The following is a 16,131-nucleotide window of genomic DNA, read 5'->3' as shown; positions in this document are numbered from 1 at the left end:
TCCCTGTTCTTCATTTAATTTTTTCATAGATATGAAATTGAGAATCTTGATTTAATGCATCCTTTGCCCAAAAAATCTTTCCCCACGGATCTTCTAAGAAGCGATCATATGTTGTATACAGCACATCTACGTGGGGTGTTTGTATTTCTGTTTCTCGAACCTCTCCATTCGGACCCGTTAAAGCTTTAGAATGCGTCATAAGTCTTTTCATTTCATTTTCTTTTCTACTCACGAATACAACTCGCATAGATGATGGTTGCGTTTCAAATACATCTTGTTTTAAATATCCTTCTTCCTCCATATATGAGTTGTATCTTAATATTTTTGATCTTGTTATTTCCTTCCTTGTTCTACTACGTTCCATTTCAATTAATACACCAAATGTTTTCCCGCTTTGTTGGTTTCCAATCATTGCAACTCCATCTGGCCGAATTACATCTGTTGCGTTGTTCGTATAATTAAAGAAGGCTCTTTTTTCACTAATCCATTCATGGAGAAAGAATCGCTCATGTTGGTGTTTTCGAAAGGCACCGCTAATATGAGATAACATCAAGCTATGGTACACATACAAAGGCGTCCTATCAGTCCACCTAGAGTCCCAAGAAACGTGATCTCCTAATAACTCTCTGACCTCTTCCACTCCCTTTTTAGCTAAAGAATAAACACTGTACGTATTCCCGTGATTTGTTGTTATTTCTTGAAGTGGAAGTTTCATTTTTTGAACATATCCGTTTTTAACTAACTTATTGACTCGCCGATATATATAGCTCATGTCCCTTCCAGGATAAATATTGTCTGTTAAATATTGTGCATCTAAGTATAGATAGTCGTATAAGTCTAAAAATAAATTATGGTCTTCCTCTGAATATCGAATACCTTCCTTTTCCACTCTGGACCCCGCTTTCTAAATGAAATCCTCCACTACTTCATTTTTAGAAGTTTCTTCTTTTTGTTCCGTATCTTCATTCGGGGAGAAGAATGATATATTTTCTTTCTTTTCTTCTATTTCCATAATACTTTTTGAAGTGTTCTGTTCTACTTTTGACAAGTCGATCTGTTTTGTTTCTCCCTGTTTTTCTTCTACCCGATTTACTTTCTCGTTTTGAGCTTCCTTTTTCAGTGCAATGGCATCATCTTTATATCCTAAATACTCTGCAACTTCTTGATCTGCTTTTGTATAATAATCTCCATCTCTTTTTTGAAGTTCATTTGCTTTTTCTAATGCCCAGGATTTTGCTTCTGCCATTTCAGATTCCACTTTATAATTAGCAATTTCGCCATTCGGCAAATAGATATACGGTGGATCGGATACAACTATACACGTCGTATATTCGTATTGTGATCTGCCATTTACAAAACGTTCTGTTTGCGTACTAACAGCAACAATACGATCTGGTAACGTTTGTAGAAACTGTTTTTCAAAGCGACCCGCAACCATTTCTTCAACAACGGCCGCACTATTTTTCCCCTGCCCACAAGTGAAAATATTTGCGACGTTTTCTTGTATAGATAGACGAAGTTCTGAATCAAATTGACCAATGTATTGAGTAATTAAGCCTAGTGAAAGTCCGAATTTTCTGTCAAATGCGATGATAGTCGGTAATATAGGGATCTGTACTAAATGGGCCTCATCTATCATTGTCATATGGAGTTTACTTCCTTCTGGGCGTTTAATAGCTGTTTGATGGTACTGCGTCACAATATGACCTACAACAAGAGTCGTATCTTGTTCGCTCATTCCTATTAAATCAAATAGGACAATGTGACCCTCATCCATCCATTTTCTAATTTCTAAAGACCATCCTGTACGCCCAAACATGCGCCGCATATACGTACTTGTGCGGAATGGGCTAATACGGTTCAATACTGGATCTATGGCAACATCCATATTTTTTGGTATTTCTTTTTCCCAGAAGTCTTTATAAACCCTATTTTCTAATCCTGTTAAGTTTGCACGGACCCGCGCTTGGAATAATTCAGAGGTCAACAATGGTACTACACCTAAAACACTATGCTTTTTCTTATCAGCTAAAAGGCTTCCCAATGAATTTTCTAAAATACGATCCATACGCGGCGTTGCTCCCGTTGGATAAGCAATTCGAAACAAATTCATAATGTTAGCAACTACGGTACTTGTATCCTCTCCCTTACTCCTATGCAATAGGTTAAGAGCTGGAGGGTAATCAGTATCCTTAAAACGAATGTAATGAACTTTGTTCCAATCGACTTTTTTTCCGTCTTTTTCTGCTTTTAGTAGGCGATTTATTACAGTGAGGGCTGTTACAGATGCTGGATCAAAAAACGAAAATCCTGGCGCTTTATTAGGGTTTTCAATCCAATCATTTATCATATCTTGAATGATTTCGATAGCTGTTGAAGATTTACCAGAACCAGTACGACCTGTTAGGGCAAAATGTTTTGTGAATTGTTGTTTTGAAATGGAAACGCGACGATTTTGAATAACTGGATGTTGTAGTGTACCAATTGAGATCCCTTCTGCAAGTTCACCTTTATCTAACATGCGTTGCCCTTTTTCGAGGTATGGTACGGATTCTTGAACAACATTGTGATACATGTTTGGAAGGTGCAAAAGGTTTGCAAGCTCTGATCCAGTCCATATCATTTTATCTCTAAACAATGGATATGGCGCATATTGAATATGTGTTTTGCTGCGATCAAAGTATAATCCATTTTCTAAATTCATCGCTGAAGATATTGAGGTAGCTATTGAGTTGATTGTTGCTGCGGCAATTTCGTGTGTACTTTCGATTGAAACTGAAACTTGAAAAGCTTTTTCTCCTCCATGAAACCTTGTTGTCATCGATTTTAAACGTTCTCTTTGGAAGGAGTCTAAACCAAGTTCAGCTTGCTTCTTCTTTTTTAACAGGCGATATTCTGCTTTACGAATTTTCTTTCGTAAAGTCCAACCCGAATCGGGAGATACCGCCAAAGACAGCCACGTCCCAGGTTGCATATATTTGAGCGTGTCACCCATATAATCGCGACCTCTATAGATAGCTAATGGAAGGGCTGAATTTAATCCTTTTTTAGTTAAACGCATTTTTCCAACTGTTCCACCTCTAGGTAAAGGAATATCACCTTTACTAATCGGATGAAGTTCAGCTGCTGGATACGCATTTTCTAACGCTTTTCGGATTCCAATTTCACGATCAACCGGAAATCCAACGTAAAATGCAATTCCGTCTGTATCTCGATGCACTAACCAATGAAACCATTCTCTACCCTTGAAAAATCTTACCCATTTCGGGCGACTATACCCATGAAATTGATAAATCAAGGTGTTCATGACTTCCATGTTCTCCACACAATCAATATGGGGAACTAAGCGTACATACCGATATGTTTTATTTTGCTGTCTACGAAGTAAGAAGTATCGAATAATAACAGCTACGATAAAAAACAGTATGCATAGAGCAAGAGATAATACAGTGGTTTTTGCAATTGGCATCCAGATTTTGAGAAATGCGTCTGTTTGTTCTGGATGCTTGTAGGCATACCAGTAGATGCCTCCAGGTATCCATATTGGAGCTGTAAACATTGCGATTTTTCCAGTAAGTTCGAGTATAAGATCATCTTGTTTTGACATGTTATTTCCTCCCGTCAATGTAGTAACAATGTCGAGATATTCGCAAGAGTAACGAACAATTGAAGTTCGAGTTCCGGCGAGATATTCGGACGTCGCGACGGGTAGAGGAAATATAGGGAGAAATAGGATATAGATAACAGGGTAAAATTCACGTATTTATATAAGAATATTACTAATACAAAAAATGTAACCCCAAATGCTTATCAAACCTATAATCTTGTCAATGAACAGAACATCATACTTCACTTGCTAAGATTACATCTAGATGAACCTCCTAAGTGTAGCCCTAAATGTATACACAAAGGATTAAAAATGTAACCTTATATACACTGTATTTTACCATATTTTTTACCATATTTCAACTAATATTCAAAATTTTAGAAAGTTTTATTTCGGCATATTTTGACATATATCTACATAATTTCAATTACCATAGGTTTTATATATTTAATCCTCGGTTCGTCATTCGCAAGCTCATTTCCTCGCCTTCGGACTACGCTCCCCCAACAAGTAATCATGTAATTTATCCCACATCTTCATAATAATTTTGTATCTCATAAAACAAGTACATTAGAAGGTCCTCTATCCGTGTATACAGATATAAACTCCCTGTCGTTAACAACTCAAATAGAAACGAATGTGAGAGCTCTGGGAACTCTGTAAAAGTAAAGGAATAGATGTAGGCCACTAGATCTATAGGGAAACACGTAACTGTAGAAACACGTTGAATAAACGATAGTTGAGAAGCCGAAAGAGTATCAACAAGAGTAGTAGTATAAGAGTTAGGTGATATCTGAATAACAGGCGTTACCAAGCTCCCACCCACCACCGTATCTTTAAGTGTATACGGATTTGGCTCATTTTTTTTAAGGGCTATAACAGGCGTACTCATCACAATTGGCTCTGAATCTGTATTTCTTTTTTTCTCAACCTCAATTTGTTTCATAGATTGCTCCTGGACCACTAATTCAATCGTTGTCTTTGCTCCACGTCCTTTTCCTTCAACTATTAGATTAATGCGTCCAGACGCTTGTAAACGGCCTATAACTATCTTGAAAGATGAATAGGGCACTCCTATGTCCTTTGCTAAATTGCGTTGCGATCCCGAAACTTCCCCTTTTTGTTGCTCCAAATATGCTAAAATATCAGCTTCCCATTCTTCCATATGGCTATATTGACGATCTTCACGCTCTTTTTTCCCTTCAAACGGACGATATGAAAAAGACATTCCCGATAATTCACGTACATAGCAAGCCGCTGGCCCTTTTTTCGTTCCCTGGAACGCACTACGAACCTTTTGTTTTACCTTTAATACCGTTAAAGGCTTTTCTAGCTTTGCATTCCATTCACGAAGCTTATTTTCAGCTTCTTCCTTTGCGTATCCAGAAGCTTTAAATGTTAAAGCTAACGTATAACAAGTGTTATCTCTCTTCCCTTCTTCTACACCTTGTAGAAGCTTTAAAATAGCTGGATGAGACAATAAATCACATTGTCCTACTGTTACCTTTTTAAAGAAAGAACGGTCTTCTTGCTGGATGATCATCCAGTCTATAAGCCCCTGGAAGTCTATACGATTATTAGACTCATAAACTGTATTTTGATCTGTAACCACACGGAAATAACGCTCTGCACCAACAGCAACAGGATCACCGCCGATACCTGCGATAATTTCACGCTGAATACGCTCGTAAAACTCTATAGTCTTTGTATAGGCTCTTTTAGCTACAGCAAAATAAAAGTAGACGTGGAACCCACCAGACGGCGTTTTAACAATTAAAGAAGGCTCTGGAAGCCCTGCGCACTCAACGCGGTCTAATACATCTGGAACCGTCAAACCTTTATTTTCTTCATTGCCGCCTTTTGCGTCTATATCAATGACCATTGCGTTTAACCAGCGTAAAGATGCCTTATTGCGCTTGTCATTACGATAAAATGTGTTAGGTGTGTAATATGTAGTATCTTGAGTCATTGCAAACAAAGTTTTATATGTACGAACCGCTTTAAAATCTTCACAATTATTACTTAAAAAAGTAAAACCGTGATCATTATCATAGCCATTTACTTGTTTATCTCCTTGACGTTTCGCTACTTCTGTAAATTGATTTTGAAATATTTGTCGATACATCTTCACTTGCGTTCCTCCTCTCTCGGAGAAACAAAAAAGACAGATAGCACAAGCTATCTGTCTTCATATTCGAACCTGTATATTAATTTTCTCATGTCACAAGGTGTCTCAAATTGACTATGAATTTATTGCATAGACAACAAATTTCATGGTACAATAGACCCAGACATTAAGTAAAATAATAATATACATCCAGTTTGTTCGAACTAAACTGGAATTGGTTCAAGCTATGGTTAAGGTAGCTTGTTCCCGAAGCAATCTTGTTATCAGCAAGATTGCTTTTTTTTATTCTTTTTTGTTTCTACTAGACATTAGCAAAATTCATATTTTCATTTGTTTATTTATGTAATTTATGTAAATAAGTCTCTATTTTTCTAAATTGTGCGAATAATTTTCTGTTCTAGTACAAATATACTCCTTTTCTTTCCAGCCTGCAACCCCCTATCTTTATTTATACTTTTCAGATTGTTAACTTTATATCTTTGTTAACATTATATGAAATCTACAATAATACAATTACTTAAAAGCCTTATAAAACAAGCGTTTTAACGGAAAATATTTTTGTTAACTTAAATAAGAAAATACTTCCATTGACAGTTTAGTTATGGTATATTGTTAACAAAGATAAAAAAGGAGTGGAGAAAAAAATGAAAATTTCTATGATGAATAAGGATTCCGGGAACTCACTTGATATGAATTTGATTGATGGTTTTTATGTTGAGATCCCTACAAATGTTGTGGAAATCAGCAAAAATGAAGCTGATTCTCATTTTGTTGCTGCAATTGGAAACCCTAAAGATCTAGATTCTCGCTTATTAATCTCTACAACAATTCCGGGCGAAGAGAAAGAAAGATATTTTTTAGTAGGTGAAGAGGCTGCAAAACACGCGCTAGCAAATAATCATGTTAATAAACTACACGATAAAATTACTAGTCATATCCCTTATGTAATGTTTTTAGCTGCTGTTGCTTATTATCACGCTAATAATGAAGAAAGAGAAAGTGATGATAACACTGTTGAAATTGAATACTTCCAAACAATGTTACCTATCTGGTTACTAAAACGTACGGCTAAATTTAGCGAAGCACAAACAGCTATGTCAGAACGTTTTTCAGGTGAACATATCGTATCTGTTCACACTCCTGGTTTAGAACGCACTTTAAATATTGATGTAAAAAAAGCCGCTTGCCGCATTGAAGGAGAAATTGCCCGTTTAGGTATCAAGAAAACTTTTGAATTAGAAGATCGTGAGGAAGCAAAACAGTTTGATAATAACGATACTGTACTAGTCGATATTGGTGGCGGTACTATTGATCTTGTTTTATCACCAGCTGGTTTAAAGGCACCAAAAAACCGAGATTCTATGCAATCAATTGATAAGCTTGCTTATTTATCACACATCGAAAAACTAAGAAAAGAAAAATTTATAGAATTTTTCGATGACCTGCGCTCTTTCGAGATATTTATTGTACAGAACTACCAAAAACCTAAAATGGAATTGGTCGATGGAAACAGTGGAAAACGCACTGATTTAACTGATAAAATTAAGTCTTCCTTAAAAGAATTTGCTAACATTTTGATTTTAAAAATCCAAGATGTTATGCCTGCACCAGCTGACAAAGTATACAAATACATCTATTTCGGCGGTGTTGCTCCAATTCTAGAAGATAGCATCCGTGAAGTTATTGAGGAAATGTATGGCGCTGAAATTGCACAAGCAAATCATATTTTCTTGCCGGATTCTCGTAAATTAAACCTATATGGCCTAGAAGTTAAAAGCCGTGGTGAAATGCTACAAAAAGCATCTAAATAGGCATATCACCAGAAGAAAGGAGGGAGCACATGGGACGTACTAGCAAGGAAGAAAGACAAAAAGTGTTTGGCCTTCGAACAGATAAGATGAGTGAAAAAGTATATAGTCACTTAGATAAAAAAGCCCGCTCAAAACAATTAGCTTCATATCTTATAAAGTTGGTTGAACAAGACTTAAAAGGTCAAGAGCCATTTGATGCAAAAGAAGAACTCATTGAGGTTTCAAAAAATCAAGATTATATGATGAAGGCCATCGAACAGCTAACTAGAAAAATATCTACTATCCAAGTAGCTCCAGCTCCATCTGTTGTTATGTCAAATCAAGAGAATAACAATACATCCTTAGAAAATGATTTATTAAAAGACGTTGGTAAGTCGGGACAATTAATTACAAGTAAGGTGGTTACTGGATCTCTTGACGATGAAGATTTAGAAGACCAAGACTTTTAGAAAAAAGGATCTCACTCCTTATTTAAAGGATGTGCGATCCTTTTTGTTTAATCTATAATGTAAATGAGCGACTTTGGACGGGAGGTATAAAAATATGAGCGAATCCGAACAAGAACGAGCCTATTGGACTCATGAAGTTGCTGACAAACTCCAAATATCACACAGTACATTAAAAAGATGGTGTAGTGAGCTAGAAGTGAGCGGTTATAAATTTACTAAAGGCACAAATGATAGTCGCGCATTTACCGCTCATGATTTATCAGCATTGGAAAAATACAAGCACCTAACCAAAAAACAAAAGATTCCAAAGGATAAGGCCGCAACTACTGTTACAGAGGAATTTTCTAAAGATATGAGCGATTGGGCGGCCCCCGCCCATAAAGAAAGTGACCATTTTTTGAGTAGCCCACAAGCCGCCCAAACACTTCAAGCACTTATGCAAAGGTTCCAGGAGCAAGAAGAAACCAATCGTCAAATCTTACAGGAACTAAAAACAGCTAATGAATTAAATAAAACCATTTCTGCACAGTACGAACAACTAAAAAAAGAAATACAGGCCCTTAATGCTGATCAAAAATTGATAGCATCTAGCCAGGAGAAAAAACAAGGATTCTGGGCAAAACTTTTCACAAAAAATAAGGACGTATGATGATAATTTACATCACACGTCCTTATTTCTGTTCGGATAAGATCATATCCGTTTTTATATTCGATTGTATACCCATGTCATTTAACTTTGATTCTAATAAGAGGATTTCTTTTTCAAATCCTTTTTTCAAAGCAATATCCGATATTCTTATAACACACCATCCATTTTCTTTCATATGAGCATCACGTCTTTTATCTTTTCTTCTGTTTTCCGGCACTCGATGAAATGGCCCATCAATTTCAAGATCCAACTTTCTTCCATTAGGTGAATAAAAGGCAAAGTCTAACTTATAGCGTGTACCAGGTACTTTTTGCTGCACTGTAGGATGATAACCTTTATAACGAAGCGCATCATAAACCTGCTTTTCCAACTTACTTTGACATTTTCTACGTTGTGCATCACTATCCGGTTTATAACCACCAGAGGAAGTTGTAATTTGTGCTAAAAAGAAAAATAACAAAGTGCATCCAAGAACCACGAATAACCCCATCATATTCCTTCACCTCTTTTATTTTTTATCACGGACAAATTACATCCTACTCAACCGCTGCATAGGCTAATGACTAAGCAAGAGCTTTTAAATTACCTTATCAGCAACTTAAATCTCTACCTACTTAATGTTACCCATGTATTAACGTGTTACGAGTAGCAATAACAGGAAATAAAAGATGTGTTTATGACGACGAGGGCGGAAGGCCGAGGGAAGTCATAGTGCCCTCTTAACCAAAATTTTATACCATGTAATTTTTACCAATAGGGTTGTTATGTCCTGGTAATTATTACATGGTATCGGAAAGGATGGATTTCATTGTTAGCAAAATTAGAGAAGGCCTTGCAAAATTACCAAAGTTATATAAAAAGAAAAAATCAAATTAACGATTTAGAGGAACAAACTAAAAAATCATTTCATTCAGCCAGTTTATTTTTGACTCACATCACGTATGGAAATGTCAAAACTTACATTTACCCTACTATCCAAAAAATACTTATATTAGAGACACATAAGGAGATTATTTTTACCATACCAAAAGGCATGAATCCAAAGAATTTAGCCGAAAAGGAATATGTCTTCAAACAGTATTTAGGCGACAGTATCGAGCTAGAAATAGGCTCTATAACTTGCGTAATACGTATATTCCCAACACGTATGAAAAGCGTAAATTACAGCTTTAATGAACTTCTAATGCGTAATGAACTATTACCGGTTATTGTTGGTCTAAACAAATATAACCAATGGATTAAATACTCCCTAATTACATCCCCAAACACACTAATTAGCGGTGTCCCAGGTAGCGGAAAAAGTTCTATGTTACGTACTATTTTGACAACATGGGTTTTAATGAAAAAGCCTCATGAACTTGCAATGTACCTAGTTGATTTAAAGAAAAGCGAATTTCACATTTTCGAAAACATTGAGCATGTAAAAGCTGTTTGCGATACTCCTGGACAATTTAAACCTATTATGAAAAAACTAATGAACGAACTTGATAAACGAGGAAATTTATTAAAAAAGTACGGTGTAAGTCACATCAATGACGTTCCTGCATCTGAAAGACCTGGATTCATTGTACTTGTGATTGATGAGGTAATTGTATTGAAAAAAGAAAAAGAAATTACAGAGGATTTGTTACAATATGCGTGTTTGGGAAGGGCCTACGGGATGTTTCTTATTTTGTCTATGCAACGCCCTTGTAATAAGAGCCTAGATACAGCCATACGCGCGATTTTAAACGCTAGGTTGGGTTTTCGTTCAGAAGATAAAACGAACAGCGATATAAGCGGTACTCCCGGCGCTGAAAACATCCCTTCTGATGAGCCCGGACGAATGATATTTAAAATAGATGCTGCTAGTCTCCAAGAAGTTCAAGCGCCCTTTTTATCTGTAGAAGAAGCAAAAAAACTACTATCTCCCTTTAAACGGAAAGACGATCCAAAAGGCCCAAATTCCCATGTAAACAACAAAAAAGATCCAGGTACTATCTTTGGATTAATGGAGGATTAACACCATGAATAAACGTGATAAAGCTATTTTAAACGATCTAATTCGTTTCCGGGTTTTAAGTCGCGATCAGATTATTACATTACACTTTTCACATTTAAAAAATCCCGTGTCGAACTGTAATTTAGTTTTAAAACGCCTTCAAGATCGGAACTATATCCGTGCCTATAAATCTTTTCAGCCCTATGTCTACGCACCGTATGACTCCAAAATAAAAGACAACAGCCAAAAAATCCCCCATTTCCTATCCATCGTTGATACTTATATAGAATTGACGAAATATGATACACCTTCTAACGTACTAATCGAACCAAAATTCGGTCAAAAAGGAACAATTGAATGCGATATGTTTTGTTTATTCCGAAATACTCCATTTATGATTGAAATTCAACGTAATCAATACAGTGAAAAAGTTATGCAATCAAAAATAGAGCGCTATGAACAGTTTTATTTATCAAACATTTGGCAACAATTTCACTGGCAACGACAAGATAAAAAAGTATTCCCCATCGTGCTTATGATTACCGATACACATTATCAAATTACAAGTGAATATATAAAAGTAGTTCAAGTGCCCAATATTTACAGTTTGATAAATATGTTCTCTCCTATGAAAAATGCTTCTACATCTAACCCCGTTAAAAAAGGTATTAAAATTAAGATTACTTAATACAGGTGCTATAATATTAGTAATCTTAAACGTAGGAGTGACAATATGGAGCCGTTATATAATCAAAATTGTGATTTAGTAGCTTGGATAGACGAAGAAGAGAAATTTTATATTTTTGATACAAATATGAACTGGATAGCTTTTGTATGTGATAATAATGCATTTACTGCTAAAAGTGCTAAGTGGTTGGGCCCAGTTATAAACGGGACTTTCCTTGATACTGAAGGTCGAGTGATTTTATGGAATCCAGAATCTCCTATTGAGTCTATTAGTAGACCTATAGCACCACATACTCCCCATATTCCATATGCACCACATAGACCCTATAGACCGCATACCCCCTTTAAACCGCACAAGCCTGGAACTCCTATAAACGGATGGTCTAAATTAGAATTTAGCCATTGGATTAGTGAATAATCTCATTTACTGCACCAAGAAAAGCTATTTATCTGTTAAAAGATAAATAGCTTTTTCTTACATACTCCAAAAATCATTAATATCAACCTTTGAATCATGCTTTCTAATAGCCTTAATTAATTTCCTCATCACTTGTGGACTAGGAATATAGTCTTTTTCATTACAAGCCCTAGAAACTGTATTACGACTTACTCCACTAGCACTTATCAGATCCTTTTGCTCCAAACCGCGTTCAAATAACCATTTTGCTAACTTTGTTTTTTTCTTTGGTTTTCCCCACATTGTTTATGTACATCCCTTTCACTATGCCTTTACCCGTAATTATGGACAAAATCCCAAAGCGCTATACGTAATCACAATAATTTGTGCATATGTCATAAACTTTGTGCATATGTATTAATATGACCATAAAAATTGCAACTTTTTTGTAATTTTTTTGTGGAATGTATCATACATAACAATAGTAATAGTTTGCCATTACACATCAGTCTATTAGCAAACCATTGCTATGAATATTCGAAAAAACATCAAAAAAAGAGCACCTATATAGGTGCTTATTTCTTTTTCTCTTTGTATCTCGTATTCCCTAATACTTTTGGTTTATTTAACGTAGTTGGTTTTTTATCTTTATTGATAAGATCTGAAAGAGCATCCAGATTTTCTTTAAATTTTTTGACTGTTAGCTTATAACTAAATACATCGGGAACTCTTTTTATATTTGAAATTTCTGTAACGCCAATATCTAACGAATAACGTTTAAGCTTTGGAAGTGTACTAATATCTTTTTTGACCATATCTTTGATTTTAAAGTACGGTACGTGAAATAAAAAGAAAGTATTAGTTTCCTCATGCTTAACCTCAACAGCATATAAGGAATAATAATGTTCTTTTCCCTCACCACACTTAGAACATTCTTTTACTTCTCTATACATTTTTTCTAACATAAAATGTACTGGTTGTTTTCCGATCTGCATTTTATGCTCATTGCATAATTCACGATGAAAAGGCGGTATAAATGCTTTTAATTGCGCATATTTACTTTGGGCCAACAAACTAAAAGCTTTATGTTTCAAATCATATAAGTATTGACGTTGTTTTATACACTCTTGTCGCTTTGGTTGTTTCATTTTTCCTTTTAAAAGCCATGTGCAATGCTCAATGTGGAATGATACCCATTGTGTCCAGTATGCTAAACGACAAGTATAAAATAATTCTTGATCTATGCCATGCCATGTTCTTTGTAGCGTCTTATATTCTTCACTGTATTGTTTTTTCAATGACTCTTGTATTACCTTTTGTTCTGTAGACACTCTGATCCCATCCTTCCTAGTTAGAAGTATACATCTAAGGATAACATAACAACAAATCTATACTTCTTATAAAGCTTTTTACATCTTGCTCCATACCCGATAGCTCAAATTTATGAATTATGGGTACTTTGTACATGTTTGCAATTATATCCGCACTCTTCGCAAAGCTTTGGCCCCAATTACGGTTCCCACTTGCAGCCACGGCCAATAGCCTATTATGGTTCCTTTTTAAGAAACCCAATGTTCTTTCTGGAACTTGCCCAAATCCCGTTGTATACGTAACGAAAATAAAATCATCTTCTATTTTCATATTTTCCTTTATTTTGATTGCTTTCATTCCTAATTTAGAAATAAAACGTTCTACATTTCCTGTTTGCGAATCATAACAAACCAAGATGTTTTTCATGATGCACTCTCCTTTTTTTAAAAGAAAGCATGAAATTTATTGAATTATATTCTTTATTTGTTATAACATTAAAGAAGGAATTTAGTGTACCAGACTAAATTCCTTTAGTTAAAAATCATTTGCCAACAGAATACCTATTGTAAATTCACTCTATACCTTTGTATAGGGTGTTTTTACTGTGCTTTTAACATAAAATTTAAGATTGTATATCCCATTTTCCTCATAGTGCAACCGTGTTTTTTAGCCAAAATTTCTAATGTGCGGCGCTCTCCAGCTGGTATTTCAATACTTACAATTTCATATACACTTTGATCATATTCGTGTACTGGAATATCATCCATATAAGCATACTCTAAACCTTCACGAATCAATTCTGCAGCAATGATATTTATCTCTTCTTCATATAAATTCAATTCTTCCAATTGGTCATACTGTGTTTCACTCAAAGGTATCATAAATTTTGTACCTTTATTCTTACGAGATTTAACCCCTAAAGATTTTACCTTAACCGTTTCATCCAACATAACATTTAACATTTTAATTACCCCTTTCATTTTTAACAATTTTTTTGGTTAAAATTCCTCTAAATCCGTTTCTATAACTTTCACTTCTTTTCCGTGTTCTTCACTTAAAATTTGTTTTATCTCCGAATTATTGTCTTTCCTTAACTGAAACCCTTCTTCTGGCCAAGCCAGGAGCCATGACTTTTTATATTCTTCTCCACCCAATACATACCGCACATCGAAAACGTACAACCTGTTCACCCCATTATGAAGTTATTAAGCTGATATTCTCACCGTACTTACAGCGGCTAAGCAAGCCGCAACGCCTAGACGTTCATCGCTATAATCTTTATCACCAATTTTTATATGCCAATGACCATCCACCTTATTGATCGTTGCATTATGTTCCTCACCTAATTTTTCTAGAATATTTGTAGACTCATTAAGAGCGCCAAACTGGTCCACTGGCATATTTTCAAACGGTTGATTTCTAACCCCCCAGTATTGGCCTACTCTTTCCAATCCAAAAAATTCTATCGCTATGACATGATCAAGCTTTTCAGTTACATGTAAATCTTGATAAGGAACCCACCAATCAGAAGTGCTCATTGCAACAAATTCCTTTGTTACACCGTGGTAAAGAATACAACAAATGCTGATTCCTTCCTCATCATCTTGTTTAACAACGAAATCGAATTGTTTTAATGCATTCCCGTTTTTATCAGTTGCTCCAATTTCAATTTCTCCCTGTTTTAACATTTCGATATGGCTCATTATTAAATGCCCCCTTCAATTAATTCACTAAACTTACCGAAATCAAAGCACTTAATAAAACTAATCCAACAAAATTCAATGTGTTTTTAATTCTTACAGTCACTTCTTTACACCCTTTCTTTTATGATTTAAAATTTTGTGCTTCCCTTTTTCTTCATCAATTTGTTTTTTTGTATAAATCACAACTTCCTCTATACAGTGATAGCATAATCTTCCTAAACAAAAGCCTTCTTCCGCTTCTTTTCCACAAGCTACACATATATAATCTTGCATTTACATTCTTCCTCTCGTTGTAAATTTAAAAGATACCACCGGAAAAGATGTACATGAAAATTATTATCGAAATAGCTATAAAAATAGTTCCATAAAACCATATTTGATCAGAAATACTTTCTTCAATACCAAACCATCCGTTTATATTTTTGTAATTTTCTGAAATGAGAGAGTAAAATTTTTTGAGGGATTTCGATTCACGATGAGGATATGTTAAAATAGACTCATCGTTGGTAATTTTCAAAAGATTGTTTGACACTACAAACCATCCTTTCTAAATTATCACAAGTTATAGAAAGAGTCCTGGCTCCGTTTCCCGACATTGACAGGGCTTTTTCTTTTGCAATTTTATTTTTCGAATTTTTCTAGGGTTAATTCCCTAAAGAATTCCGAAAATGGTTTTTTACTATCTTCTATACGTTTCCAATGTTCTTCTGAAAGTGTAACTGAAACCTTTCTGGTTATACCCAGAGTAGGACGACCAGCACCCTCCCTTTTCCCTCCATGCTTTTTCATGTGTTCCCCTTCCTGGTAGTAATTTGATTTAGGTTACTTTTATTATAATGAATTAAGTTACTTTAATCAAGATGTTTTTTGAAATTTTTTGACTTTTTATTTAACTACAATTTTTACTTGTGATCCATCTGGTAAATGATCCACTTTGTTTCCTATAAACGATCCAGCCCCTCTATTATCCGCGGGCTTGATATACTTAATATCTGCACCCGTTCCACCTTCTTTGCAAAGAGCCATGGGATATTCATCACGATCATATCCTTTTTTTGTTGGTACGCCCGCTAGAGATTGTTTCCTTCTATCCGCGGCCCCTTTTCGATCTATCGTGCAAATATCTGTTTTTCCTTTTTCAATGGCTTCTTTAATATGAGCGCCCGTTTCTGGATATTTAGAAGAAGGAAATTCTACGACTTGCGCCACTTTTTCAGATCCGTTTACTTGCTTTACGCTTGTTTTATCATTAATCATTGAACATCCAGTAAGTAGCATACTAGCAACCGCAAAACCACCTATAACGGCCCTAATTTTCATTATCCATCACTCCTTTTCTGTAAAAAGTTAACTGGATCAACTGGTGCTGGTAAAACAACCTTTTTCCCATTAAGGATTTGAGATTGTT

20 protein-coding genes are annotated in these 16,131 nt (G+C 35.2%); 6 read left to right on the top strand and 14 right to left on the bottom strand.

The window, feature by feature from the left end; all coding sequences use genetic code 11:
* Positions 1-10 precede the first annotated feature (10 nt).
* From MHH27_RS31805 to MHH27_RS31795, 3 genes are all read right to left on the bottom strand, one after another.
* Positions 11-889: a replication-relaxation family protein gene (locus tag MHH27_RS31805; RefSeq protein ID WP_340946128.1), complete on the bottom strand. Its 879-nt coding sequence runs from the start codon at positions 887-889 to the stop codon at positions 11-13.
* Between the two features lie 15 nt (positions 890-904).
* Positions 905-3,607: a helicase HerA domain-containing protein gene (locus tag MHH27_RS31800; protein WP_340946126.1), complete on the bottom strand. Its 2,703-nt coding sequence runs from the start codon at positions 3,605-3,607 to the stop codon at positions 905-907.
* A gap of 523 nt (positions 3,608-4,130) precedes the next feature.
* Positions 4,131-5,732 (bottom strand): primase C-terminal domain-containing protein, encoded by a 1,602-nt coding sequence (locus tag MHH27_RS31795; protein WP_340946187.1) that lies wholly within the window; start codon positions 5,730-5,732, stop codon positions 4,131-4,133.
* 647 nt (positions 5,733-6,379) lie between these two features.
* On the opposite strand from MHH27_RS31795, the gene MHH27_RS31790 reads away from it, so the two are divergent.
* From MHH27_RS31790 to MHH27_RS31780, 3 genes are all read left to right on the top strand, one after another.
* A complete protein-coding gene (locus MHH27_RS31790) occupies positions 6,380-7,546 on the top strand; it encodes a ParM/StbA family protein (RefSeq protein WP_098709653.1) in 1,167 nt (388 codons plus the stop codon).
* Between the two features lie 29 nt (positions 7,547-7,575).
* Positions 7,576-7,995 (top strand): hypothetical protein, encoded by a 420-nt coding sequence (locus tag MHH27_RS31785; RefSeq protein WP_340946121.1) that lies wholly within the window; start codon positions 7,576-7,578, stop codon positions 7,993-7,995.
* Positions 7,996-8,089: 94 nt separating this feature from the next.
* Entirely contained in the window at positions 8,090-8,644 is a 555-nt protein-coding gene (locus tag MHH27_RS31780) for a MerR family transcriptional regulator (protein WP_098661275.1), read from the top strand.
* A gap of 22 nt (positions 8,645-8,666) precedes the next feature.
* On the opposite strand, the gene MHH27_RS31775 is transcribed toward MHH27_RS31780, so the two are convergent.
* Positions 8,667-9,137: an endonuclease domain-containing protein gene (locus tag MHH27_RS31775; RefSeq protein ID WP_340946114.1), complete on the bottom strand. Its 471-nt coding sequence runs from the start codon at positions 9,135-9,137 to the stop codon at positions 8,667-8,669.
* Positions 9,138-9,452: 315 nt separating this feature from the next.
* Between MHH27_RS31775 and MHH27_RS31770 the strand changes: the two genes are divergently transcribed.
* From MHH27_RS31770 to MHH27_RS31760, 3 genes are read left to right on the top strand one after another with little or no spacing between them, the layout of a single operon-like run.
* Positions 9,453-10,646: an FtsK/SpoIIIE domain-containing protein gene (locus MHH27_RS31770; RefSeq protein ID WP_340946111.1), complete on the top strand. Its 1,194-nt coding sequence runs from the start codon at positions 9,453-9,455 to the stop codon at positions 10,644-10,646.
* A 4-nt stretch (positions 10,647-10,650) separates the two neighbouring features.
* Positions 10,651-11,313, top strand: a complete 663-nt coding sequence (locus MHH27_RS31765; protein WP_340946109.1) for a hypothetical protein — start codon at positions 10,651-10,653, stop codon at positions 11,311-11,313.
* A gap of 45 nt (positions 11,314-11,358) precedes the next feature.
* Positions 11,359-11,730 (top strand): 4-fold beta flower protein, encoded by a 372-nt coding sequence (locus MHH27_RS31760; protein WP_340946108.1) that lies wholly within the window; start codon positions 11,359-11,361, stop codon positions 11,728-11,730.
* Positions 11,731-11,787: 57 nt separating this feature from the next.
* On the opposite strand, the gene MHH27_RS31755 is transcribed toward MHH27_RS31760, so the two are convergent.
* From MHH27_RS31755 to MHH27_RS31710, 10 genes are all read right to left on the bottom strand, one after another.
* Positions 11,788-12,012: a helix-turn-helix domain-containing protein gene (locus MHH27_RS31755; RefSeq protein WP_098709642.1), complete on the bottom strand. Its 225-nt coding sequence runs from the start codon at positions 12,010-12,012 to the stop codon at positions 11,788-11,790.
* A gap of 272 nt (positions 12,013-12,284) precedes the next feature.
* Positions 12,285-13,040, bottom strand: coding sequence for a hypothetical protein (locus MHH27_RS31750; RefSeq protein ID WP_340946103.1), 756 nt, complete (start codon positions 13,038-13,040; stop codon positions 12,285-12,287).
* A 34-nt stretch (positions 13,041-13,074) separates the two neighbouring features.
* Complete coding sequence (gene nrdI, locus MHH27_RS31745) at positions 13,075-13,437, bottom strand: class Ib ribonucleoside-diphosphate reductase assembly flavoprotein NrdI (RefSeq protein ID WP_097877697.1); 363 nt, start codon at positions 13,435-13,437, stop codon at positions 13,075-13,077.
* A gap of 182 nt (positions 13,438-13,619) precedes the next feature.
* Positions 13,620-13,982 (bottom strand): hypothetical protein, encoded by a 363-nt coding sequence (locus MHH27_RS31740; RefSeq protein WP_242243622.1) that lies wholly within the window; start codon positions 13,980-13,982, stop codon positions 13,620-13,622.
* Positions 13,983-14,018: 36 nt separating this feature from the next.
* Positions 14,019-14,201 carry a hypothetical protein gene (locus MHH27_RS31735; protein WP_098110930.1) on the bottom strand — a complete coding sequence of 61 codons (183 nt, stop codon included), beginning with the start codon at positions 14,199-14,201 and terminating at the stop codon, positions 14,019-14,021.
* Between the two features lie 24 nt (positions 14,202-14,225).
* Positions 14,226-14,723 carry a hypothetical protein gene (locus MHH27_RS31730; RefSeq protein ID WP_340946092.1) on the bottom strand — a complete coding sequence of 166 codons (498 nt, stop codon included), beginning with the start codon at positions 14,721-14,723 and terminating at the stop codon, positions 14,226-14,228.
* A gap of 99 nt (positions 14,724-14,822) precedes the next feature.
* Positions 14,823-14,996, bottom strand: a complete 174-nt coding sequence (locus MHH27_RS31725) for a hypothetical protein (protein WP_319618215.1) — start codon at positions 14,994-14,996, stop codon at positions 14,823-14,825.
* Between the two features lie 25 nt (positions 14,997-15,021).
* Positions 15,022-15,255, bottom strand: coding sequence for a DUF3961 domain-containing protein (locus tag MHH27_RS31720; protein WP_319618216.1), 234 nt, complete (start codon positions 15,253-15,255; stop codon positions 15,022-15,024).
* 89 nt (positions 15,256-15,344) lie between these two features.
* Entirely contained in the window at positions 15,345-15,512 is a 168-nt protein-coding gene (locus MHH27_RS31715) for a CopG family transcriptional regulator (RefSeq protein ID WP_088048174.1), read from the bottom strand.
* 96 nt (positions 15,513-15,608) lie between these two features.
* The gene (locus MHH27_RS31710; RefSeq protein ID WP_445688932.1) at positions 15,609-16,001 is read right to left on the bottom strand and encodes a NucA/NucB deoxyribonuclease domain-containing protein; all 393 of its coding nucleotides are present in this window, start codon (positions 15,999-16,001) and stop codon (positions 15,609-15,611) included.
* Between the last annotated feature and the right edge of the window lie 130 nt (positions 16,002-16,131).

This window comes from Bacillus sp. FSL L8-0152 (assembly GCF_038006365.1).
In the GTDB taxonomy this organism is placed as follows: Bacteria; Bacillota; Bacilli; order Bacillales; family Bacillaceae_G; genus Bacillus_A; species Bacillus_A cereus.
The sequence above is the reverse complement of the archived record's forward strand: the minus strand, read 5'-3'. Positions and strand labels throughout refer to the sequence as shown.

Bases quoted from the DNA above. Each gene is read 5' to 3' on its own strand.
- MHH27_RS31795 (WP_340946187.1), bottom strand. From the start codon at position 5,732: ATGTATCGACAAATATTTCAAAATCAATTTACAGAAGTAGCGAAACGT.
- MHH27_RS31710 (WP_445688932.1), bottom strand. From the start codon at position 16,001: ATGCTACTTACTGGATGTTCAATGATTAATGATAAAACAAGCGTAAAG.
- MHH27_RS31800 (WP_340946126.1), bottom strand. From the start codon at position 3,607: ATGTCAAAACAAGATGATCTTATACTCGAACTTACTGGAAAAATCGCA.
- MHH27_RS31785 (WP_340946121.1), top strand. From the start codon at position 7,576: ATGGGACGTACTAGCAAGGAAGAAAGACAAAAAGTGTTTGGCCTTCGA.
- MHH27_RS31765 (WP_340946109.1), top strand. From the start codon at position 10,651: ATGAATAAACGTGATAAAGCTATTTTAAACGATCTAATTCGTTTCCGG.
- MHH27_RS31780 (WP_098661275.1), top strand. From the start codon at position 8,090: ATGAGCGAATCCGAACAAGAACGAGCCTATTGGACTCATGAAGTTGCT.
- MHH27_RS31715 (WP_088048174.1), bottom strand. From the start codon at position 15,512: ATGAAAAAGCATGGAGGGAAAAGGGAGGGTGCTGGTCGTCCTACTCTG.
- MHH27_RS31740 (WP_242243622.1), bottom strand. From the start codon at position 13,982: ATGTTAAATGTTATGTTGGATGAAACGGTTAAGGTAAAATCTTTAGGG.
- MHH27_RS31790 (WP_098709653.1), top strand. From the start codon at position 6,380: ATGAAAATTTCTATGATGAATAAGGATTCCGGGAACTCACTTGATATG.
- MHH27_RS31730 (WP_340946092.1), bottom strand. From the start codon at position 14,723: ATGAGCCATATCGAAATGTTAAAACAGGGAGAAATTGAAATTGGAGCA.
- MHH27_RS31725 (WP_319618215.1), bottom strand. From the start codon at position 14,996: ATGCAAGATTATATATGTGTAGCTTGTGGAAAAGAAGCGGAAGAAGGC.
- MHH27_RS31775 (WP_340946114.1), bottom strand. From the start codon at position 9,137: ATGATGGGGTTATTCGTGGTTCTTGGATGCACTTTGTTATTTTTCTTT.
- MHH27_RS31755 (WP_098709642.1), bottom strand. From the start codon at position 12,012: ATGTGGGGAAAACCAAAGAAAAAAACAAAGTTAGCAAAATGGTTATTT.
- MHH27_RS31760 (WP_340946108.1), top strand. From the start codon at position 11,359: ATGGAGCCGTTATATAATCAAAATTGTGATTTAGTAGCTTGGATAGAC.